Origin of the sequence: Parablautia muri, assembly GCF_009917485.1 — a bacterium.
Lineage (GTDB): Bacteria > Bacillota > Clostridia > Lachnospirales > Lachnospiraceae > Suilimivivens > Suilimivivens muri.
Map to the genome: position 1 here is coordinate 1 of NZ_QZDT01000052.1, position 20,922 is coordinate 20,922.

Sequence of the window (20,922 nt, forward strand, 5' to 3'; positions counted from 1 at the left end):
GAATACTTCTGACTTTTGTCTTCTTAAACATAAAAAGACCTCCCTATAGATTATTTGGTGATACTGCATCACCAGTTCTCCAAGAATAACTATAAGGAGATTTATAGTGAAATCCAATATGTGTGCTGCCACAATATGTTGTGGTAGCTCTGAAGGTGGAAAATACCATTTCCGGTGGCTCTGAAGCGGGAAACTGGTGGCTCCCAAGGGGGATAATATTCACTCTATATCATTCCAAAAATCAATTTTAGACATCTTTACTTCACCACATTCTCTCATATACTTTCCCAAAATTGCATATCACCTATATACATAGCCAGTATACCAGAAAATCCCGCCTTATAAAAGACGGGATTCCCTATTTAAATTATATACACTTCAACAATGAGGTCTTTCCATTGCCTTTCTCACAGATAATCACCATTTGCCCTGCGAAAAGCCAGTGCCTGAGCGTAATCTATCGTGAAATCGAAGTATAGATTACTTCCCCTCCCTACTGCATATAGCCACCTGGGCATCCTTCTCATAGTAATTGCAATGAAGACTAATAAAAAAATCTGCATTGGAGTCATTTGCAACAGAAGTACGATCTGCAAGGCTCATATTTTCATCGGAGCTTCTGGTCAGAATAACTTCTATATTGTCATTCTCCAGAATAGCTTTCAGTTTCAGCGCAACCGAAAGGTTAATATCCTTTTCTACTGCTTTGCCGCTGACAGTACCTCCGTCACTTCCTACATGTCCTGCATCCACGACAACACAAAACCCTGGGGCATTATTCTCTGTTGAAGCAACAGGGGCAACATCGTTGCCTGCGTTTCTATCTGTGTATATATCCGTGTATTTATTTACCTTTTCATCTTCTTTTGTAAATCTCTCGTATATGTAAAAACATCCGTAAACCATAAATATCATCATTATAATTGGTATCAGTATGACGTTCGTCCCCAGCAGATACGCAATCATAACCACTTAATCTTTCTCTTCCTGAGTTTTTTCCTCTTTCCGTATTGTTTCCTGTTCATTGCCGCATTTGTTCCTCAATCCGGAATAAATCAATGGCTTTTTGGCAAAGCGATTTCCTCACCACTTTCTTTTGATAACACATAAATATTGCCTGTATCACAGGTAACGGACATTGCAGGTATATGACTGATCAATTCCTTATTATTCCCGTCCTTGCCGCAGGAATACAAGCCTCCGCCGTCCGTCCTGGAAACATAATAGATTGACTGCTCATCCATACAGAAATCATATGCAACTATATTTTCATAAGTGTAAGTTTCATTACTGGAAACGTCATATCTTGTTAAAACCCCCTGTTCATTTTTGTAAAAGATGCTTTCCCCATCGAATGAAATATTTCCGTTTGCAGGAATGTCGAGCTTTACAGTTTTTCTGGTATACCGGTTTACTTTTGTTATGCCATTATTGCCAATGAAAAACAGGTTATCGTCATTCAGGAAAAAGGCGTGGTGAAAATCCAGGAACTTCCATTTATCCCCCGTTTCATAGTCAATGCCCAAAAGAGAACGCCCGGAATTAGTCATCTGCTCAAAGATTGTTTTTTCCTCAAAGGTATTCAGATTCAACTCTACAACCGACACTTTCGTTATATTACTGTTATAGTTTCCCACCCGGTTGACATAGCTTTCCATAACCGATGTGGTGTAATACAGATATGGCGGACACACATAATACGCACATATTTCTTCTTCATCAGAAAATACCCCAAACATAGGGGAACGTGCTAAAGGATATGTTTTCCCCGTGGAAGTATTTTTGAGAGAATAATCAAAATTCCCTGCATCCCGTATGATTTCATATCCCATACAGTCATAGCCTGCCGATGAATTATAGACAACGCTTCCCGTTTTTCCACGGCCTGCACATCCCGTCACTGCCAATGCCAAGCCAAACATGACAACGAAAGCCGCCCCACGCTTCTTTTGCCCTGATCTCATCAGCCATCTGTTAGAATTGCGCCGTAAAATCCAGACAACAGCCAAAGTACACAAAAGCACGGATACAAAGAGCAGGGTCAACAGCGTAACCGTGCCAACCTCCGCAAAAATAATTTTCTCATCACCCGTCAGGGCATCGCTCATAACAATGTCCCCTGCAAAAAAGTCTGTTCCAAGCAGAAACGGCAGCGGCAGCGGCAGACGGTAAATGCTGGTTTTCGATAAGCCTATATAGGGAATAATCACGGACACCGCACCTGAAAGCAGGGTGACCGCATACTTTTTTGCCAAAACGGAAATGAACATCAGTAGTATCGTAAGAAACACACCGCCAAACATCCGGAGCAGCCCTATCCATACATATCCCTCCAACAGCGACATACTCTTGCTGCTGTCCGCAAAGTAACGGATACTCTGAATCGGATAATCCCCATCCGGCAGTCCGTATTTGAATCTGTAAAACCCGTATTCAATAAGCGAAATGCAAAGCGACAGGAAAAGAACAACCGTGGTAGTAATGAGCAGCTTATACAGGGCGCTTTTTCGCCCCTCCCTTGCAGTCAGGATCAGGGTGTCCATCTGGCAGCTGTACTCAGAACAGAAAACAGGCGTAACAATCAGCAAAATGCCAAGGAAGAGAATGAAATTAAGCGTACCTTTGCCAAGAAGCCCCATCCATCCATTTGTCTGTAGGAAACAGCGGTTCCCCACATTTTCGCAGATATAGAGATACTGCTGATAGATGACTTCAAATCCATTTTGACGCTCCAGAACCTTCTCTATTTCCCGGCTCTCTTTTTTGTATTCACTTTCACTGATCTTCCCGTCATAGTAATTCTCCAAAAGGCTGTTCTGCCTCTCCTTCGCTTTTGCAATCCGCTCCGCCTCCTGCTCCAGATAAAGAGAAGATTCCTCGGTGCAGTATCCGTTTACCTTTTCCAGATACCATTCATATTCATTTTTATACTGCTCCATCGCTATGTCTACAGGGTTGTCGGACAAGACAGTCCAGACCGTGCCAAAGAGCAGGACAAGGGCAATATAGAACAGCCCCCTTTGACAGAGCATGATCTTTTTTACTTCGTACATAAATCCAGACATTTTATCCTCCTTTCCCGGCAATAGGAGTTCCTTTTAGAAAGCATCATCATTGCCGTTATGGAAACCACCCCTACGGTTATGGCAAAAATAATTGCTGCCTGGAAACTCTGTACCGGATATCCTGCAAAACCAATAAACTCGGTCTTGCCAAATAGTATGCGGTTAGCAAGCAGCGAATATGGGTTTATAATCTTGAGCCAGGCATTGCTGAAACAGCTCTGCGATGCACCTGTAATAATGAAACACAGGGCTGCTCCAAAATCAGCGACAAACGGAACAAGAGCATTACGCCCAAACAAGGAAATCAATAGAAACACCATGCTCATCGTCCATACGCCGACTGCCCTTATCACTGCGGACAGAATCGCGTATTGCCACAAATTACAGTTTACCGCAGCCGTGCTGAAATTGCTGACAGCATACAGCGGAAGATTTCCTCCTTCCGCCGTTCCGAAGAAATACACAAAGCCAATATAATCCACAACAGAAAACCATATGGCCACACTCGTCACAAACAAAGAAACCGCAGTAATTTTAGCAAATGTGGTCTTTTTACCACCGCCCGGATTTGTCAGCAGCAGCATATCCATCTGTGTTTCCTTTTCGCAGACAAAGGTACTGACAACCCCGTACAGACAAAGAAGCAAAACCAATATGCCCGAAAAATCATAGTTCAGATAATAGTTATACATTTCCTCATAGGCAAAGGCTTTTATGCCCCGCCCGGAATAAAGGTGATAGATCACACTGTTTTTACGTGCTTCATAAGTCTGCCCCCGTTCTTTGTAAACATCGGCATTTTCTTTTGCTCTCTCTGCCACTTGAAGCGCATAAGTCCGATAATGATAGAAATATTCCATAGGCTCCACATAGTATTTTTCCAGGATATTCCGGTCACTGTATATATTTCCCGTCATCATATCCGGATTGTCTTTGGCTGTACTTGCTGTCATATCAGCCGTAGCGTCTGCTAACGGCTGATATATGGAAAGAAGATGATTGATTTTTTCAGCAGTAATCTCCCCTCTGTAATCCTCATAAAGCTGCCAATACACACTGTTCCAACTGCGGCTGTCATTTCCGTCCGCCAGGTAGGAATACGAGTGGAATTCGCTGTTTATCTTGAACAGGTTCACTACACTGAACAATATGAGTACAACAAGTATTGACCGCTTGCAGAATAATTTGTAAAATTCATATTTGATTAAGCGTGTCATGTTATCTCTCCCTTAACTCATTGCCCACGGAGGGTCTTGCGACTCTCGCGGCATTCGCCAAATGGACATGCAAGCATGTCCGCTTGGCTCATTGCCCACGGAAGTAATACAGAAATACATCTTCCAGGTTAGGGGAAACCTTTACTGCGTCTGAAGCAGGCAGCATATCGCTTACGATTCTTACTAAAAAGCGTTCCCCCTTCTGTTTCATATTGCTGACATAATATTGGTTTCCAAGTCTGGCAGCGTCTTCCCCGTTTACTGTCACCTCCCACACTTTCCCATAGATATTCTGTTCTAATGTGTCGATAGTTCCCTGGGTTATTAAGGAGCCTTCCTTTAAGATCATAATCTCCTTTGCGATACACTCCACATCGGAAACGATATGGGTGGCCAGCAAAATTGTCCGCCCCTGCGCGAATTTTGAGATCAGGTTGCGGAAACGGATACGTTCACTGGGATCAAGCCCTGCTGTCGGCTCATCCAAAATAAGAATTTCAGGATCGCCCAGCATCGCCTGGACAATGCCGACCCTCTGCCGCATACCACCGGAAAGGGCACCTATCTTTTTCTCTTTAGCATCTGAAAGATTGACAATGCCCAGAAGCTCCAAAACCCGTTTTTTTCCCTGCTTATCAGGGATTCCTTTCAGCGCACACATATACAGCAGAAAATCCATCACTGTAAAATCCCGGTAGAAGATAGGATATTGCGGCATATATCCGATTTTTGACAGGAAGTCCTTACCCAAAGTTCCTGCATCCTGTCCGTCAATCAAAACCGTTCCGCTATCGCTTCCCAAAATACCCACAAATATATTGATCAGTGTCGTCTTTCCCGCACCGTTAGCGCCCAAAAGCCCATAGACACCCTCCGTAAGTTCCGTGGTAAAATCCTTTAAGGCATATATGCCTTTGGCATACTTGCCCAAGGCACCCCTGCCCTTATACTGCTTTGAAACATTTCGTAATGATATTTTCATCAGGAATTACCCCACAAAGCCAAAGGTTGTTATCAAGGTGCTTACCTCGTCAATACCCCGTCCAAGCACAACGATACAGGTGCCGGATTCATCCAAAATCAAAATCTGTGGAACACGCAGAAAATAGGTACTGTTGCTGTCCTGAACGGTTTCCGTATGGATACTTTTTCCCGATGCCGTATCATAAATGTTGATTGTAACACTGCTTTCCTCCAAAATAGCAGTAGCCACATATTTTCCCTGCCCGGAGCAGTAAACACCATCTTTTCCCTCACTGCGGCTTGAGAACGACATCGTATTTTCTGTATTGGATATGGTATCAAGCATCAGCAGGGTTCCATTATTTTTGTCAAAGCTCTGGGGCATAATAAGCAGGTTTCCGCCCTTTTGCACTTCTTCCGTATCTATCTTGTAATCCCCCGTTTTGGTAATCGTGAGATTTGCGCTGTCTGTGGATACTGTACCATAAACACTGACTCCATCCCCGCCAATGGAGGTATCTGTAGCCATGCCTACATAGACTAATGTGTTGTTCCCCGTAAAGGTAAGGCTGTCCATGGTTGCAATCTGCATATTACCTGCCGTGCCTTCTTCGGAATAGTTCAGAATGGTACGAACCTTCCGGGAAGAAATATCATAAAGGTAAAGCCCCTGAAGACCGCCGAAAGCAACCTGTTTTCCGTCCTGCGAAACAGCGATCCCTGTGATCTGTACAATAAAATCGTCACTTAATAATCCACTAAAGGAAACGGTATCCTGAACAGCAAAGTCCTTATTCAGTATGTATCCATTGATACCATCGCTTTCTGATGCAGCAAATGAACCGTTGCCGCCGCCAGCCTTTCCCTGGCCCACAACAAAGTAGCCGTCTGTAAAGGTCTGTACGCATAAATCTTCCATGGAAATATCCGCACTCCCGATTGTTTCGCCTGTCCCCATATCATAAAGATAAAGTTTATCCGCCGCAACGATAATCCGGTTTCCACCGGCATAATAGCAGCCGCTGACCTTTCCTGAAAAAGCGGAATCCTTAACCGTGCTGACCGACATAATATTTTTATCTGTACCGTTATCCTGCAGATCGATCACGTTCATTTCGCTGCTTTCATTTCCGGTATTTTCCGATGAATCATCTTCTACGGATTGCGGCTCAATGTTTATGATTCCATTTTCAGAGCTGTTTCCATTCTCCTGTCTGTTCCCGCAGGCCGACAGATTAAGCGCCAAAGCAAGCATAAGTATCATACATATCCATTTTGTTTTCATTTCTAGTCCTCCTTGTATAATAAAATTGAACCTGTTTTACTTGTAACTGAATTTTCGTCCGCTGCAACGGCTGTCGCATAAAAAGTATTGAAGCCATCCAGCTTATCGGTATCTATGGTTGCCTCAATAATCCACACATTTCCTTTGCTTAATGTGACATCACAGGAAACCACTCCATCAAAAGATATAGGCTTATGGTTTAAGAAAAATGATATGCCGTATCTTGCGCCTGGCGTTCCACAAAGGGTGTAGCGCACGGTAAGCGTATCTTTCCCGGTAAGGTTGATATTGTCATACACCACCTCGCCATCATGGGTCATCGTCCAATAAACACTGTTATCCAGAGTATCCATCGTAACGCCATCCCATCCTGCTTTCACAAGCTCATTCTCAATAAAAGAGGAAGTAACTTTTTCCTCTGAAATGCTGACATCACGAAAAGCAGTTATACTTTCTCCATAAATACTGTCACTTTCCGGAGCATCCTCATTAAAATGCAGTTTCAGCACTCTTTCAAAGCTTTGATGATACCAGCCATAGCTTGAGGTTTCTTTCATATCAGGCTGGAAATCGGGCCTGGTGACGCTCACAACTGTCATATTCAGGGTATCGCCTTTTTTCCCTGTGTCCGGTGTGAACACAAAAGAAAATTTCTCCTCATGCTTTTCTGATGTCCGGAAGCAGTGGAGATACTCGTATTCTGCCCCCGTGTCGTTCACCTTGTAGGCTTGCGGCTTTCCGTCCAAAAAAAGCAGGAAGCCAATGCTGTCCAATTTTCCTTCTGACACAAACTGATAGTCCAGGACAAATTCTCCGCCATGATACTCATACGGCAAAACACTCTGGTCATCCGCTCTGGCGGGACTGGCTTCCCCATGGCTGAGAAACCCTAAATCTCCGTCCTCCTGCGCCCCGGCGAATGGGTCTTCTTCTACATTTTGCGGCGGGGCATTCTCGTCCGCAATGTTATAATTCCCGCAGGCCGCCACAGCAAAGGGCAAAACAAAAATCATAGCTAATGATAAGAATCGCTTTCGCATCGTCTATCCTCCTACTTGTTTTTGATTCGACTTTCATTATAAAAACCAAAAGTCAAAATGTGGTCAAGGAATAGAAAAAAGTTTATGGAGAAACAGCTTAGTTTTTTACATAAAAAGAGCCAACAAACTGTGATTTCTCACAAGCCTGCTGGTTCTACGTCTTATGTGTCTTACTCTTATATATTTATGTTGGTCGATAAATTTGAATTTATCTTTTTATATAGATTAAATCCGTCATACCATTATACGATTGTGTTTTGAGCAGCTTCAACTTAATTTCATGGTCAGCCTTTTCGAAAAGCCGAATGCCCGAACCCAAAATCGTTGGAATCACAGTAATATAATAACAGTCAATGACATCCTTTTTTACTAACTGCTGGATTAGGTTTGCACCACCACATATCCAAATACCTTTTCCATTTTCTTCTCGTAGTTTTTTTACCAGCTCAACGGGGCTTTCATTGGTAAAATGAATTTTATCGGAAGATATTTTGGGGTTGTGTGTTACAACATAGGTTGTAAAATCATGATAGACCCATTCATCCGGTGAAAGTTCAGTGACAATTTGACAATAGGTGTTCCAGCCCATTATTATAGTATCAATATCATTCACAAATTTCGAATATGAGTCAATGTTATCATCATCGTTGCCCTGTCCGGCCAGCCAACTCACGCTACCTTTACTGTCTGCAATATATCCGTCAAGGCTCATTGCTATAAACAGACTAACTTTTTTCATAAATTCTCCTTTCGAATCATAAAATGGATTTTATCTATGGATATACATTTTTGTCATATCAGGCTCATTATCCCCTTGAACCATACACAAAAATTCCCAGCCATATCTTTCGTAAAAACTTGTATGTTCTGTAATCAAATAAATAGGAGTAATTCCTTTGGACTTCATATCCTTCACAACAGTATTAAGTAATTGTCCCGCAATTCCTTGACAACGATATTCCTTTTCTGTATATACCGCACATACATTTGGCGCAAGGTCTTTCCTATCATGAAAATCATTTTCAATCACACCAAGACCGCCTACAATGCTCCCGCTGTCTAAACAAAGATACCAACCATATTCTGTTTCATTATTGAGATAGGCTTTCATACATTCAAGATAAGCTTCTTGTGGTACTTCCCATTTATCATGAAACCATGCCGCTGCGTCTTCTATTAATTCGGGTTTTTGTCTTAAATTAACATAAGTATATTCTTTCATATTTTTCACCATACCATTCCAAGGCACAAACAAGTTGTGAATGTTCTATCAAATTCTTTCACTCTTACCTCCACAAATTCCTTTCAAATCCCGATTTATCTATTTTGCAACAAATCTATAAATCGCATAAATTACCCATATAATCCAAGAAAATGTCCACGCATCAAACACAATACTTATTGTTAAATATCCGATAGCTATTATGATTGCCATTACCCAATTCATTATTTTTTTCTTATCCATTTTAATTTCTCCAAAATAAACCTTGATTTGCCTCTTTGTCAATCACTTTTTTGCTCCAAATCTTTTAATAAATAAAAAGATCAATTCATTTTGTGGACTGCAAGTTTAATTGTTACACAAGCTCCACCAGAAGCAATATTTGAAAGTTCTAAACTTCCGCCGTGTTTCTGGCTAAGGACACGGCTTGTAGCCAATCCCAGGCCCATATGCTCTCCCGTTTTATCCTCAGAATAAAGAAAGGTGTTCTTTTTACGGAGCATTGCCCTTGAAAAACCTTTGCCATCGTCTGATATGGTTATCATAAGCATACCATCGGTAAGGGAGTACCCAAAATTCACCTTGCTTTTGGCATATCGAATGGCATTAGAAAAGATATTCTCGACAATACGGTAAAAGATCTGCTCGTCTAATTTCACCTGACATTCGGATATGGCAGAATGGTATGCAATCTCCAAGCTATGTTGTTCTGCAAGGAACGAAAGACTTTCCGTAGTTCTTCTTAAAAAGTCCGGTAACTGAACTACGGAATACTTTGTTTCCGTTTCTTCAATGGCATTCAGGTCACGGATATAATCTGTATAATGTTCAAGCCGTTTTGCCGTTACCGCAAGATTAGACAGTGTATGCCGTAATTCTTCGTCATTCAGATTTCCATCTGCCAGGCATTGCTGCATATATTCCACATATCCTTCAACAATCGAAATGGGATTTCTTAAGTCATGTGCCACTGACGCCTGCAGGATTCTGCGCTGCTCAATCATGTTCCATAGCTGACGGTTATTATCATAGAGCGCCTGCCGCATTTCTTCAAAAGCGGTGCAGAGCCTTCCTAATTCATCATTCCTGTTATAATCAACCGTAAAATCAAGGTCTTGCTCCCGGATATGTTTTGTTGCATCGGCAAGAACCTGAATGGGCGGTGACAGTTCTTTCCTGTAAAACCACCATGCGCACAGCATGATACCTGTAATGGAATAGACAAAAGGAAACAACATCATAGAAATGCCTGCCATTCTGTATACGAACTTTTGCTTTGGGCGAAGCGTTGAGAAGCCAGACTCAATTTTCTCTATTATGAATTCCGTATTCTCCAAAGTTACATCCACTCCGGTAGGAACAAGCATACCCACCTGGGCAGGTTCGTCAAGGATAACCCTCTGCCCTCCCTCTAATATCCTCCCGTCCGCTGTGACCGTCCGGGTATTCAGCCAAACTTCCTGAGAATCGGGAAGTATCACTTTTTGTATACGGTAGCATCCATAAATTGTCAGGACAGATGCCGCAAAAACAAGAAACATTGTAGCAGCTACCGCACAGATAAAAGCTCTTTTCATTGATCCGGGTTTCCTCATTTTTTCCATCTGTAACCCATCCCCCAGACTGTTTCGATATATTCCCTGCCCGTAGCTTCCTTCAGTTTATTCCTGATCTTTCGGATATGCTCTTTTATAACTCCACTATCTCCTTCGGCATTCATCCCCCACACGGCTTCATAAATCCGCTCCCTGTCGAATATCTGATTGGCGTTACGCATCAGAAACTCCACAATATCAAACTCACGGTTTGACAGGTTCAGCGGCTTTTCCCCATAAAAAATGGTACGTTCCGCAAGATTTACAATCAAGCCCTGAGAAGAAACGATTTTAGGCGTACACTTGCTTCGTTCATCCCTTCGCAGGTGAGCCGCCACTCTTGCGGTCAACTCTTTCAGGCTGAACGGCTTGGTTATGTAATCATCACCGCCAACCTGCAGGCCGTTTATTTTGTCCTGTTCCGTAATCCGGGCTGTCAGAAACAAAATGGGGCAGACGACATTCTGACGGATCATTTTACATAACTCCAATCCGTCTATTTCCGGCATATTGATGTCAAGCAGAATCAAATCCGGATAGACATTCAGCATGGATATTGTCTGCTCCGCATTTTCCGCTACTAAAGTCTCATATCCACACTTCTGTAAGTGACTTGACAATAACTCTGTCAGCATTTTTTCATCATCAACAATGAGTATTTTGTATGCCATAGTAACCTCCTCTCCCAGAATATGATACGATCAAAAAGTCAAAAAGTGGTCAATTTCTTGCTTTTCAGAGCGTTCTCAACCGCTTTTTTTATGACAGTGCTTGAATTTGTTGCGCCTGATATTGCGTCTACATCTATTTTCTGTTCATCAATTATACTGTCAGTGATAACTTCTGCGGTCTTTCCACGTTCATGCCTGTGCTCCAAAATGTTAATATTTGTGATTTCTCCATTTTGCACGGTAACTTCCGCTTTGGCATATATAAAATCCACGTCATATTCACCAACATAAACTCCGTCAGGAATATCAGAAATATTTATATCTTCAAAGGTGAAAAGACTTCATCCTCCGGCTCAAAATATTCCAACAGTGAAAGATACAATTCCTCTGGACTGTCTGGCAGGCAATCGTTATAACTACAAATATCCTGCTCTGTATGGTTCGTGTACTCCACCTGCACCCGCCATGACGGACTGCCCTCCGGCTCCTTTGGGAGCTGTACTTCAAATCCTTCCTCCAAATCTTCCATGAAAAAGCCTTCTTCCCCCTCAAGAAACGGGTCATAATCTTCCTCATCAGGGTTCAGGCAATAATCCTGCTCCCACATAAAAATCTCCAGTGTATGCACGATATACCGCAGCAGCTTCGCCATCTGACCGCCCTCCAACGTGACAGACTGCTCCCTGCCCTCTGCTTGAAAATCCGTCATTGTAAGGACACGGCTTTTCCGGTCAATGGTAAAACGGCAGTCAGCCATTTCCATATCGCCGTACCCATCGTAAACCTCCGTATGCACTTCAAAAGACAATGTATTGATGACAAGCTGCTTTTTCATGGCATTGCGCTCCGCATGGGGAAAGCATACATTATAAATCTCCCTGGCCGTGTCCGCCACTTCCGGGCAGTCATCTTTCATTTTGGCTTTCAGCCATTTCTTCTCGCCCTCTGAAAGCCGATGCATCGGGAAATTCATCAGCCTGTTTATATCCATTGCCGCCGCTTTCTCCGCAGCACTTAAACGGGAACAGGCTTTGCAGATATAGGCTGCGTGACCTTTCCCGGAAAACTTCTCATTTGCCTTGTATTCGCCGCATATTTTACAGTAATGCCCATGCGGGCGGTTTTTCTTCTTTGACATCGCAGATTCCTCCGTTCCTGCACTATTATACAGTGAACCGTCAAAACTTCAAAGATAGCTGTGGGTTATTTTAGAAATTCTTTATGCCGGATATGCTGCCCCGGTTGGCGCATACAATTGTCATGAATAAAAAACAGGCTCCCCCTGCCCGTGTGGAAACCGGGTAAGGAAAACCTGTTCTTTCTTTGCTTTATTCTGCTTCCGTCAATTCAAGCTGTTCAAATTCTTCATCTGCCATATCCCGCAGTTTTCCGATCACCCTGCCGGACAGCTCCAGCATATCCGTATCCTCCAGATACGGCAAAGCCCGCTCAATATCCTCTATGACCTCGCTCCTGCTTTCCAAAGTGAAAGCCTTGCTTTCACTTGCAAATACGCAGATTAAATTGCTTTCTTCCACGGTAAACCTTGTATCCATATCCTTACATCTCCCTCTGCTTATTTTTTATGTTTTCTTCCTGCTCCCTGCCCTGTCCTGCCACCTGCGCCTTTTTCTCCGCAAGGCAGGCTTTTAAGGACGGTTTTGCGGCTGGCGGCATGCCCTGTGCCTTTTTGTTTTCCTCTTTCTGCGCTTTCTCCCCTGCGCCGTTATTCAGCACATTATCCACCATGTTGTAATTCTGTTCTTCCATTTCCTCGTTCTTGGCAAGGGGCTTGTACTCCGCCAGCTTTCCAAGAAACTCCATAGCCCGCTTTCTCTCCTCCGGTTCCGTTCCGTCCGCAGCTATGTCGGCAAACCACAATGCCATGTCACGGGTATCTCTCTGTTTCAAGGCTTCCGCAATCTCTGATACATTCTCCGTCATGCTCTGGTTATTGTCATGGTAGAGGGCTGTGTCATAACCGTAGATAAAACGGTCAATCTCCACCGCAAGCTATTCTGCAGGTGTCAGATCGGGCATACGCTTCTCCCATACCTTTGCTTCCATTTCCTCGCCTAGATGTCCGTCTATCTCCATTTCCGGCAGCTTCGCCACAAGCTCCGCAATCATTCCCATCGCCTGGGGATTCCCCTTTATGTCAGGGATATACTCTAAAATGTCAAGGTCAATCCTGTTCCCGGACAAAATATCCATCCCCACATCCTCGAATACTTCCGTTCCCGGCGTATGGATATTTATACCGATTGCGGGGATTCCGTTCATGCGCTCCGGCGGTATCTGTTTCCAGATTGCCACAGCTTCCTCCACGGTAGGGATATTCTCATAAAACTCGCCCAGATTGTGGAACTCGCCACATTCCGCAACGGTCAGCGTCACTTCCGGTTCTGCCGGCTCCTGGGGTAAAGTTACAGACGCTTTCTCCCTGGCTTCACGCACTCCCTCCAAATAGTCCTCCACCTGCGGGAGATAGGTTTCAAGCGTTCCCGTCCGCTGTGCGGTGATCGGGTTAATATCCACTTTCACACCACCGATATGGAACGCATCCCCATTGAATGTATCAAACATGACATCTTCACGCTCACTTGTGGAAAGCTCCACCACGTCAAGGTCAGAGCCTTCCTGTTCCAATCCCCGGCAGCGGCTCCCCACTACTGCCACGTCCACAATCTCCGCATCAATGCCGGATTCGTCCAACTGCGCCTGCACATGGCATTTTACAGTTTCTTCAATCTCTGCCGGGTTCATTTCACTGATCTCATGGAACAGCTCATTGGTCTTTGCCTTAAAATTTTCCACCACAGTTCCCTGTGCCTGCGGTTCGATTGCGTTTGCCGCTTCCACTTTTTCCATCAATCCATCATAATCAATCGGTATCAGCTCATCGTTATCACGGATATTTCCCCTTGTGCCGTTGTCAAAAGGATTTTCTTTCAAATCCGTCAGAATGACGTCAAGGGCTTCTCTGATACTGACATCCGGATTATCATATACGCCCCGTCTATCTCCTTATAATCAACTCCCATAATGGAATAATCATAGCCCCCGTCAACCTCCTGAATACTGATGAAGCGGTCTGCTACCTGGAAAGCAAGCTCTGTTTCCTGTTCCCCTTTTAAGGATTTCTTCATCTGCGCAAGCACCTGGTCTTTTTCATCTCCACGGTCAATGATCTCGTCCTCATCCTCCAAATCCTCAAATGCCGGCTCCGACTTCTGGACATCATGTCCAGAAATGTCCTGTGCTTCCTCCTGTCGTGCTTCCGGCTCTGTTTCTCCCTTTTCCCGTTCTTCCACGCCTTCCAGTTCCCGCATGAAATCAGGAAGCCCGGTAAAGCCGAATGAATCTACAAAGTGTGCGCTGTTCTTCCCGTCCTCATGCAGCACTACAATATCGCTGACAGAAAGGGAATGCCCCTTATAATCTGCCGGGTGGTCTATATTGAATTTCTCATAGACCGCTTCCAGTGTTGCGCTCTGCGTCCGCCCTTGCAGCCCGGAAAGTTCGCCCACATAAACCAGGTTGTAATTCTCAGGCTTAATGGCATCGAGATTGTCTTTTATAATTCCCCTGCGTTTTAAAGATTCCGTGCCGGCAAACTGGAACTGCCGCATTTCGGGAATATCTTTTAACTGATAAATGCCATACTTATCAGAATCCCCATATAAAAGCTGTGCTTCCATACTTGCCCGGCCTTCCGCAAGTTCCTCCTGCAACGCCCGCAGGCTCTTTTCATTCTCCCAATCCGCTTTTTCAATGCCGAAGATACCCCCATATTCTGTAACCTGCTCCCTGCCCTGTATCAAGGTTTCTGAACCGTCCTCATGGAGCAGGTATACGGGCAGGTCATGGTCAAAAAGTTCCAATGCCCTCTCTTGCGTCAGCGGCAGCATTTCGCCCCATGTATAGCCGTATTCCTCCATCTCCCATAAGCCGATCATCGGGTCAGGGAGTGCGTCAATCTCTGCCTGTGCGTCAATGACCGCAAGGGCGGCTCCCTGGCTGCCTTCCGCTTCCTCATAATAGATATGCTCCGCAAGCTCCCTTGTCTTTTCCATGTCATTCAGCTTAAAGGCATAATTCACGATAAGGTTGCGCTCATCATCGGAAAAAGCGGTCCTAGCAAACTCTAACCGGTTGATGATACCCTCCGCCTGTTTTGCCGGGGAAAGGTGGCGCATCATGGTTATCTCTTTTTTTACCAGGTCAATCTCAAAGTCATTAAACTGCGGCATACCGGAATTTCTGCCGCCGCCCACAATAACAGGGATATAGTCGGCCCCACAGCTTTTCAGACAGTCACGGATATTTTGCGTGTTCTTATCTTCCAGCTTTGTAAGCGCAGCCATGATCTCCTGCACTCCCTCCGGTGTCTTATTGGTAATGCGCTCCACCTCAAAACCGTGCGAATGTGTAATTTTCAAAATCACATCGTCCGCACCGATAGGCTCTTTTGCCCTCTCGTTCAGTTCCATTTCCGCCTTTATGTCAATGACTTCGTTTGTGTCGGTATTATACCGGACATCCAAATGGTATTTCCCGAACTCTTTTGTATCCTGGTTGGCGATCTCCGTCGTCCATGCGCCCCTGGTCTCCAGGTATGCGGCAGCGCTCAGCCTGTCATTATCATTCATGGCGGACAGGGCTTCCACAAGCTCCGCCGCATCCATACCCCGGACATTCACAAGGCTGTACTCGGACAGATCGCTGTTCTGTATCAGCAAAAGGCTCTCTTTCTCCTGTCCATTTATGGACATATCCTGCATCAGTTCCCGGTCACGCCGCAATTCCTGAAGCTGCCCCTCAATCCCCGTGATAAGCTCCGATGCCGTCCTACGGATTGTGTCAAGGGAAGATTTCAATTCTTTCATGTCACGTCCTGATGACCACCCGGCAATATACCCAAAAGAATACTCCGATGTATCTATGCCGAAGTGCTGGCATACCGTGTAGGCGATGCTCTCGGCTTCAAATGTTAATGTATCCATTTGAAGCCTTATACCCATGTTTTTATAATGTTGATTTTTAATATTATTTCCCATAAATCCTCACTTTCTTGTACAAAAGATGAGCATTATCAGATACGCTATTCTCAGGTTTTCCCCTCGAATGGGAAGCCGGAAAGGAGCGCATTTGATATGCAAATAAACTATTTAGATGCTGTTTCATCAGTCCTCAATATGATGAGGCAGCCGCCAGACAGCGCATGTAAAAATATAGACATGCACAGAACCTGTTACACCACGTTCTTCAAACACCTGATGGATAAGGGCATTCCTTTTTCAATGGATGCCGCGCTGGACTGGCTTGAGATTAAGAAACAGGAAATTTCCTATGAGACGTGTTCCCAATATAGAAATGCTCTGTTCCGCCTTGAGCATTACCTGCTCTTTGGAGATATCGAAAGTCCTTTTTGCCGCTCAGAAGACAGTTTTTTCTGCTGGAGCGGGATGTCGGAATCTTTTTTCCGCCTGGCATATGAACTGGAGGAATACTATGCGGCAAACCAGAACCCCAGCTATTACCATACGTATTCCGTTGCCACAAAAGAGTTTTTCAGGCTTGCGACTTCCCTTGGAATTACAGAGCCGGAAGCAGTCACCATAGATACTCTTATCGAATACTGGAATACTTACTGCAAATCCTGCGGCTCTCCCGTCAGACGCCAGAACGCCGTATGCGCTATGACGGCTCTTATGAAATACCTTCACCTCCAGGGTGATGTGCCGGAGTGTTATCAGCTGGTTCTTTTTGGCGGAAACGCTGAAATACTGCCTGGCATGAGGCTTTCCAAAACAGGCGCCGCATTCCATCCCAGTGTATCCCTTGAACATAAAGCGGAAGATTATCTTGACGCTTTGAACGATTGGAAATACATGGAATCATTAAAAGCTGTTTACCGCAATGATTTCACGTGGTATTTTATGTTTTTGGAACTTAACCGCCTGGAGCATTCGGCAGAAACTGTAACCCTATGGACAAATATGCTTCCGGATCAGGCCAAAGGCAGCAATCCTGTATCAGCCCGCCGTTCACACACGATCAGAATGTTTGAAAAGTATCTCCAGGGAACAATGGAATCTAATATGTCTGCTGACGCAGAGCGTGCGTCCGATCATCTGCCGCCATGGAGCAAAAGCATCCTTGATGGTTTTATAGAGAGCCGCAGGCGGGATGGGATGGCTGATAGTACACTTACTATGTGCAGAGTTGCCGGATGCAGTTTCTTCAAATATCTTGAAGATAATGGGATAGATCATCCGGCGTCCATAACACCTGATGCAGTGAAAGCATTCCGTAACCATGATGTCCACTCGACCCCGGAAAGCAAAAATGCATATAGGGCAAAGCTCCGCCAGCTTCTGCGTTACATGGCTGGCCCGGATCTGGTTCCGCCAACCCTTGTTTTTGCAGTATCCGCAAGCTGCGCTCCCCGTTGCGGCATCGTTGATGTCCTGAGCGATGATATGGTTGGGAAAATATATGAATACCGTGAGAAAGCATCCACTCCCATAGAACTCAGGGACACAGCTATGGTTATGCTCGGGCTTCGGATGGGCATCAGGGGAGCAGACATCCTAAAGCTTCAGGTAAATGACTTTGACTGGAAAAACAAAACGGTTTCCTTCGTCCAGCAGAAAACAGGAAAAGCAATCACGCTTCCAGTCCCAACAGATGTAGGTAATTCTGTATATAAATACATCATGAATGGACATCCGGAATCGGCTGCCGCAGGCAGCGGATATATATTTATCCGCCATCAGGCGCCATATATTCCGCTTAAAGTCACAACGGCGTGCCGTGGGGCTTTAAAAAGAATACTTGCCAAATATGGATTTGAACTATCCGCTGGCCAGGGCTTCCATATGACACGGAAGACATTTGCCACAAGAATGCTCATGTATGGTAAAGAAGCAAGCAACCGAAAACAAGATATAGACCGCCAGCACCACACTATTCCGAACCAAAGACCAAAAGACAAGCATTGTGGAAATGTGCATAACTGGCTATGGAATCATGGATAACTCTGTTTGCAGCACATGGAAAAGCTAAAGAGCAGCTTTCCCATGTGCTGCAAACAGAGTTATCCACAATTCCATAAAATAGCCAGTTATACACATTTCCACGAATGCCGACTACAACGGAATTCCTCTCATTCTTCTCTTTTTTACTTTCATGCTTTATAGTGTTTTCTGATTAGAGAAAATTGGGTGAAAGTTTAGTCTAACGATTGACAAAATCAGATTAGCGGTTTATAATATAATTCTTGTTATATAACACAAATTATTAATCAGGAGGAAAAGCTATGCCGCCAAAACCTAAAATCACAAAAAATATGGTTATTGACGCTGCCTTTGAGGTTGCCCGTGAAGCAGGTGGGGAAAACATCAATGCAAGGACTGTTGCCAAAAAGCTTAATTGTTCAACACAGCCTGTTATGTACCACTTTGCAACGATTGAGGAATTAAAAAAAGCTGTCTATGCAAAATTGGACTGGTATCATACAGAATATTTGATGAAGATTAAAGAAACACAGAAAGGGGCTATGCTTGGAATCGGAATAAACTATATTCGATTTGCGGTTGAAGAACCAAACTTATTCCGCTTTCTATTTCAATCGGGTTTTGCAGTTGAGAACAATCTGCTTGAAATGATTGACTCACCAGAACTTGTACCTGTTATTTCTGCAATGCAGAAAGCAATAGGCATGAATATTGAGCAGACAAAAAAGGTTTTTTTATCAATTTCTCTATTTGCCCATGGATATGCAAGTATCATAGCCAACAATTCATTAGAGTATGATGAAGAACTCATAAAATCTCATTTAGAACGGGCTTACAGAGGGGCAATATTAGCCGCACAGGAGGAAACGAAATGAAAAATCAGCAAATTATGAGTAATAACAAAAAAAGTGTTGTTCTCACACTCATAGGTATAACAGTAATGATACTGTTGACTTTAACGAAAGTTGTTCCGTCCTCGACAATAGCAGGATATTCCGTATTTGTGGGGGTAGCGTTTTTCTTTATAGTGGAAGCTGTCAACAAAACGCGAGGTGCCGAATCGGGTTTGCGTTTCAATACGATTGCGGCGGATTTCAAAAAGTCGGGTGTGCTTCTTTTGGTGTTGCTACCGAGTGTGAGTGGTATTGCAGCGCTTGTTGTAGGAGATATGATTTTCGGCGGAGAATTTGTTGCCCATGTAATGGGACGGACGAGTTCTATACTGTCTTTTGATAAGACAGCATTATTGATAGGTCAAGTTATCATTGCAGCATTTGGAGAAGAAATTGCGTATCGAGGTTTCTTCTTTGGAAAATCCTCAAAAATATTTCCGATTTGGGTTAGTGCAGTGGTATCATCCGCTGTTTTTGCTGCTGGACATATTGCTACAGGAAACATAGGGATTGTAGCTTATGACATTGCCGGCGTATTCATTGACAGCTTGATTTTCTCGGTGATTTATCAAAAATCCGAGAATTGCGTTATCAGCGCCTTTTCACACATTCTCGGAAACGCAATATCCCTTGTTGCCGTGTTTGTATTCTTTTTATAAAAAATAAGAGAGGTAGATGATATGGTAAGCGCGATTTTAGAATGAATACACTGCCCTGTCTGCGGAAATAAAACAAGATTACAGATACGAACAGATACAGAATTGAAAAACTTTCCTCTCTACTGCCCAAAATGCAAACAGGAAAGTCTGATTGACGCAAAGAATTTGCAGATAACAGTTATTAAAGGGTTTGAAGAAAAACACAGAACTGATTAACAAAGCGACAAATCGAAATTTTAAAGGAGGAATGAAGTATGGTTAGTGATTTTTTAGGAGCAGCATTTCCGTGGATTTTAATTGGTTTATTTGTAGCTATCAGTTGTTCTCTTATGAGCAAAAAAGAGAAATAAATTCCAGTTTACCGAACAGAACAACATGTCATCAAAGAGCCAGACGCACAGACGCAGAGCCGACAGACTTGTGAAAAATCACAGCTTGTCGGCTATTTTCTTGAAAATAAAATGCTAAAAGTATGCGGGAAGATAATCATGGGAAAGCAATCTAAAACGCTGCCCCTTGAATTATAAAATATAACCGTAAACCATGCACCCCCTATGTGGGAGAAAGGAGGGAAGCAGCTATGCCTTGCACAGAAGCATACAAGGAACACATCATGTATACGTTCAACGGCTTTTGCAAGACCGTCATACGCTATGCAGCACTCAACGCATGGCGTGACAGGAGCAGACGGCGGCAAAAAGAAATATCCCTTGAATACCTCACAGAAGAAAAGTTTTACCCTTTAGGCACAACAGACGAATACTTTGAAGCACCCTATGAAGAACACCCTATAACGATATGCGGTCAAACAGTTATCCTCACGAATGGGGAACTTGCCGCCGCCCTGTTATCCCTGCCGGAGAGAAACCGGGAAAGCATATTCCTTTACTTTTTCGGGGATTACACACAACAGGAAATCGGGGAAATATACGGACGCTGCCGGAGTACAACCGGGTATCAAATCCGCAGGACGTTAAAACTCCTGCAAAGGAAAATGGAGGTGCTTTCGCATGGGGAATCCGGACCTTTTGCCCTATGAAACGATTGTCCGGGCAACCAGCGGCGAGCCGGAAGCCGTGGACGAGGTTTTACGGCATTACAGCAAGCGTATCCGAATCGCCGCCATTGAAAACGGGCATATCGACAGGGATACCGAGGACAGCATAAAACAGCGGCTTGTCGCTTCCCTGTTCAAGTTCCGCTTTGATGAACAGCCATACCGAAAAACTGAATAACCGCCGCTACATAGAACGGCACACCAAGACAGGAAATCAAGAAAAGGTTTCCTGT

20 protein-coding genes and 1 pseudogene are annotated in these 20,922 nt (G+C 44.0%); 6 read left to right on the forward strand and 15 right to left on the reverse strand.

Features of this window, described 5'->3' with window-relative positions; all coding sequences use genetic code 11:
- Nucleotides 1-480: 480 nt before the first annotated feature.
- The 15 genes and pseudogenes from D5281_RS19935 to D5281_RS27330 form a co-directional block, all read right to left on the reverse strand.
- On the reverse strand, nt 481-966 hold the full coding sequence (locus D5281_RS19935; protein ID WP_277935492.1) for an N-acetylmuramoyl-L-alanine amidase family protein: 486 nt from the start codon (nt 964-966) through the stop codon (nt 481-483).
- An 89-nt stretch (nt 967-1,055) separates the two neighbouring features.
- Nucleotides 1,056-3,065, reverse strand: a complete 2,010-nt coding sequence (locus D5281_RS19940) for an ABC transporter permease (RefSeq protein ID WP_160561815.1) — start codon at nt 3,063-3,065, stop codon at nt 1,056-1,058.
- Nucleotides 3,041-4,282 carry an ABC transporter permease gene (locus tag D5281_RS19945; protein WP_160561816.1) on the reverse strand — a complete coding sequence of 414 codons (1,242 nt, stop codon included), beginning with the start codon at nt 4,280-4,282 and terminating at the stop codon, nt 3,041-3,043. Before D5281_RS19945 ends, D5281_RS19940 begins: the two co-directional genes overlap by 25 nt.
- Nucleotides 4,283-4,370: 88 nt before the next feature.
- The gene (locus D5281_RS19950; RefSeq protein WP_160561817.1) at nt 4,371-5,264 is read right to left on the reverse strand and encodes an ABC transporter ATP-binding protein; all 894 of its coding nucleotides are present in this window, start codon (nt 5,262-5,264) and stop codon (nt 4,371-4,373) included.
- A 6-nt stretch (nt 5,265-5,270) separates the two neighbouring features.
- The gene (locus tag D5281_RS19955; RefSeq protein WP_160561818.1) at nt 5,271-6,530 is read right to left on the reverse strand and encodes a hypothetical protein; all 1,260 of its coding nucleotides are present in this window, start codon (nt 6,528-6,530) and stop codon (nt 5,271-5,273) included.
- Nucleotides 6,531-6,532: 2 nt separating this feature from the next.
- Entirely contained in the window at nt 6,533-7,570 is a 1,038-nt protein-coding gene (locus D5281_RS19960) for a hypothetical protein (protein ID WP_160561819.1), read from the reverse strand.
- Between the two features lie 208 nt (nt 7,571-7,778).
- A complete protein-coding gene (locus tag D5281_RS19965) occupies nt 7,779-8,309 on the reverse strand; it encodes a dihydrofolate reductase family protein (RefSeq protein ID WP_160561820.1) in 531 nt (176 codons plus the stop codon).
- 30 nt (nt 8,310-8,339) lie between these two features.
- On the reverse strand, nt 8,340-8,792 hold the full coding sequence (locus D5281_RS19970) for a GNAT family N-acetyltransferase (RefSeq protein ID WP_277935487.1): 453 nt from the start codon (nt 8,790-8,792) through the stop codon (nt 8,340-8,342).
- 99 nt (nt 8,793-8,891) lie between these two features.
- Nucleotides 8,892-9,035 (reverse strand): WxxxWxxW domain-containing protein, encoded by a 144-nt coding sequence (locus D5281_RS26030; RefSeq protein WP_277935488.1) that lies wholly within the window; start codon nt 9,033-9,035, stop codon nt 8,892-8,894.
- An 80-nt stretch (nt 9,036-9,115) separates the two neighbouring features.
- Nucleotides 9,116-10,369 (reverse strand): HAMP domain-containing sensor histidine kinase, encoded by a 1,254-nt coding sequence (locus tag D5281_RS19975; RefSeq protein WP_160561822.1) that lies wholly within the window; start codon nt 10,367-10,369, stop codon nt 9,116-9,118.
- Nucleotides 10,370-10,383: 14 nt separating this feature from the next.
- Nucleotides 10,384-11,058 carry a response regulator transcription factor gene (locus D5281_RS19980; RefSeq protein ID WP_160561823.1) on the reverse strand — a complete coding sequence of 225 codons (675 nt, stop codon included), beginning with the start codon at nt 11,056-11,058 and terminating at the stop codon, nt 10,384-10,386.
- A gap of 38 nt (nt 11,059-11,096) precedes the next feature.
- Nucleotides 11,097-11,330 carry an FMN-binding protein gene (locus D5281_RS19985; RefSeq protein ID WP_330585181.1) on the reverse strand — a complete coding sequence of 78 codons (234 nt, stop codon included), beginning with the start codon at nt 11,328-11,330 and terminating at the stop codon, nt 11,097-11,099.
- Nucleotides 11,331-11,374: 44 nt separating this feature from the next.
- Nucleotides 11,375-12,196: a hypothetical protein gene (locus D5281_RS19990; RefSeq protein WP_160561824.1), complete on the reverse strand. Its 822-nt coding sequence runs from the start codon at nt 12,194-12,196 to the stop codon at nt 11,375-11,377.
- A 190-nt stretch (nt 12,197-12,386) separates the two neighbouring features.
- Complete coding sequence (locus tag D5281_RS19995) at nt 12,387-12,614, reverse strand: transposon-transfer assisting family protein (protein ID WP_160561825.1); 228 nt, start codon at nt 12,612-12,614, stop codon at nt 12,387-12,389.
- Between the two features lie 4 nt (nt 12,615-12,618).
- Nucleotides 12,619-14,798, reverse strand: a pseudogene (locus D5281_RS27330) (YodL domain-containing protein); the annotation flags it as partial.
- 1,416 nt (nt 14,799-16,214) lie between these two features.
- Here D5281_RS27330 and D5281_RS20015 point away from each other — a divergent pair.
- The 6 genes from D5281_RS20015 (at nt 16,215) to D5281_RS20040 (ending at nt 20,867) form a co-directional block, all read left to right on the forward strand.
- On the forward strand, nt 16,215-18,101 hold the full coding sequence (locus D5281_RS20015; RefSeq protein WP_160561829.1) for a tyrosine-type recombinase/integrase: 1,887 nt from the start codon (nt 16,215-16,217) through the stop codon (nt 18,099-18,101).
- Between the two features lie 281 nt (nt 18,102-18,382).
- On the forward strand, nt 18,383-18,955 hold the full coding sequence (locus D5281_RS20020; protein ID WP_160561830.1) for a TetR/AcrR family transcriptional regulator: 573 nt from the start codon (nt 18,383-18,385) through the stop codon (nt 18,953-18,955).
- Nucleotides 18,952-19,632 (forward strand): CPBP family intramembrane glutamic endopeptidase, encoded by a 681-nt coding sequence (locus D5281_RS20025; RefSeq protein ID WP_277935489.1) that lies wholly within the window; start codon nt 18,952-18,954, stop codon nt 19,630-19,632. Before D5281_RS20020 ends, D5281_RS20025 begins: the two co-directional genes overlap by 4 nt.
- A 45-nt stretch (nt 19,633-19,677) precedes the next feature.
- A complete protein-coding gene (locus D5281_RS20030; RefSeq protein ID WP_304429771.1) occupies nt 19,678-19,848 on the forward strand; it encodes a cysteine-rich KTR domain-containing protein in 171 nt (56 codons plus the stop codon).
- A gap of 364 nt (nt 19,849-20,212) precedes the next feature.
- Nucleotides 20,213-20,671 (forward strand): RNA polymerase sigma factor, encoded by a 459-nt coding sequence (locus D5281_RS20035; RefSeq protein ID WP_160561831.1) that lies wholly within the window; start codon nt 20,213-20,215, stop codon nt 20,669-20,671.
- Entirely contained in the window at nt 20,643-20,867 is a 225-nt protein-coding gene (locus tag D5281_RS20040) for a helix-turn-helix domain-containing protein (protein ID WP_160561832.1), read from the forward strand. Before D5281_RS20035 ends, D5281_RS20040 begins: the two co-directional genes overlap by 29 nt.
- The last annotated feature ends 55 nt before the right edge of the window (nt 20,868-20,922 follow it).

What these genes read in the sequence shown, in the direction of transcription:
- D5281_RS19935 (WP_277935492.1), bottom strand. Translation starts at nt 966, where the DNA reads ATGATTGCGTATCTGCTGGGGACGAACGTCATACTGATACCAATTATA.
- D5281_RS19940 (WP_160561815.1), bottom strand. Translation starts at nt 3,065, where the DNA reads ATGTCTGGATTTATGTACGAAGTAAAAAAGATCATGCTCTGTCAAAGG.
- D5281_RS19945 (WP_160561816.1), bottom strand. Translation starts at nt 4,282, where the DNA reads ATGACACGCTTAATCAAATATGAATTTTACAAATTATTCTGCAAGCGG.
- D5281_RS19950 (WP_160561817.1), bottom strand. Translation starts at nt 5,264, where the DNA reads ATGAAAATATCATTACGAAATGTTTCAAAGCAGTATAAGGGCAGGGGT.
- D5281_RS19955 (WP_160561818.1), bottom strand. Translation starts at nt 6,530, where the DNA reads ATGAAAACAAAATGGATATGTATGATACTTATGCTTGCTTTGGCGCTT.
- D5281_RS19960 (WP_160561819.1), bottom strand. Translation starts at nt 7,570, where the DNA reads ATGCGAAAGCGATTCTTATCATTAGCTATGATTTTTGTTTTGCCCTTT.
- D5281_RS19965 (WP_160561820.1), bottom strand. Translation starts at nt 8,309, where the DNA reads ATGAAAAAAGTTAGTCTGTTTATAGCAATGAGCCTTGACGGATATATT.
- D5281_RS19970 (WP_277935487.1), bottom strand. Translation starts at nt 8,792, where the DNA reads ATGAAAGAATATACTTATGTTAATTTAAGACAAAAACCCGAATTAATA.
- D5281_RS26030 (WP_277935488.1), bottom strand. Translation starts at nt 9,035, where the DNA reads ATGGATAAGAAAAAAATAATGAATTGGGTAATGGCAATCATAATAGCT.
- D5281_RS19975 (WP_160561822.1), bottom strand. Translation starts at nt 10,369, where the DNA reads ATGAAAAGAGCTTTTATCTGTGCGGTAGCTGCTACAATGTTTCTTGTT.
- D5281_RS19980 (WP_160561823.1), bottom strand. Translation starts at nt 11,058, where the DNA reads ATGGCATACAAAATACTCATTGTTGATGATGAAAAAATGCTGACAGAG.
- D5281_RS19990 (WP_160561824.1), bottom strand. Translation starts at nt 12,196, where the DNA reads ATGTCAAAGAAGAAAAACCGCCCGCATGGGCATTACTGTAAAATATGC.
- D5281_RS19995 (WP_160561825.1), bottom strand. Translation starts at nt 12,614, where the DNA reads ATGGATACAAGGTTTACCGTGGAAGAAAGCAATTTAATCTGCGTATTT.
- D5281_RS20015 (WP_160561829.1), top strand. Translation starts at nt 16,215, where the DNA reads ATGCAAATAAACTATTTAGATGCTGTTTCATCAGTCCTCAATATGATG.
- D5281_RS20020 (WP_160561830.1), top strand. Translation starts at nt 18,383, where the DNA reads ATGCCGCCAAAACCTAAAATCACAAAAAATATGGTTATTGACGCTGCC.
- D5281_RS20025 (WP_277935489.1), top strand. Translation starts at nt 18,952, where the DNA reads ATGAAAAATCAGCAAATTATGAGTAATAACAAAAAAAGTGTTGTTCTC.
- D5281_RS20035 (WP_160561831.1), top strand. Translation starts at nt 20,213, where the DNA reads ATGCCTTGCACAGAAGCATACAAGGAACACATCATGTATACGTTCAAC.
- D5281_RS20040 (WP_160561832.1), top strand. Translation starts at nt 20,643, where the DNA reads ATGGGGAATCCGGACCTTTTGCCCTATGAAACGATTGTCCGGGCAACC.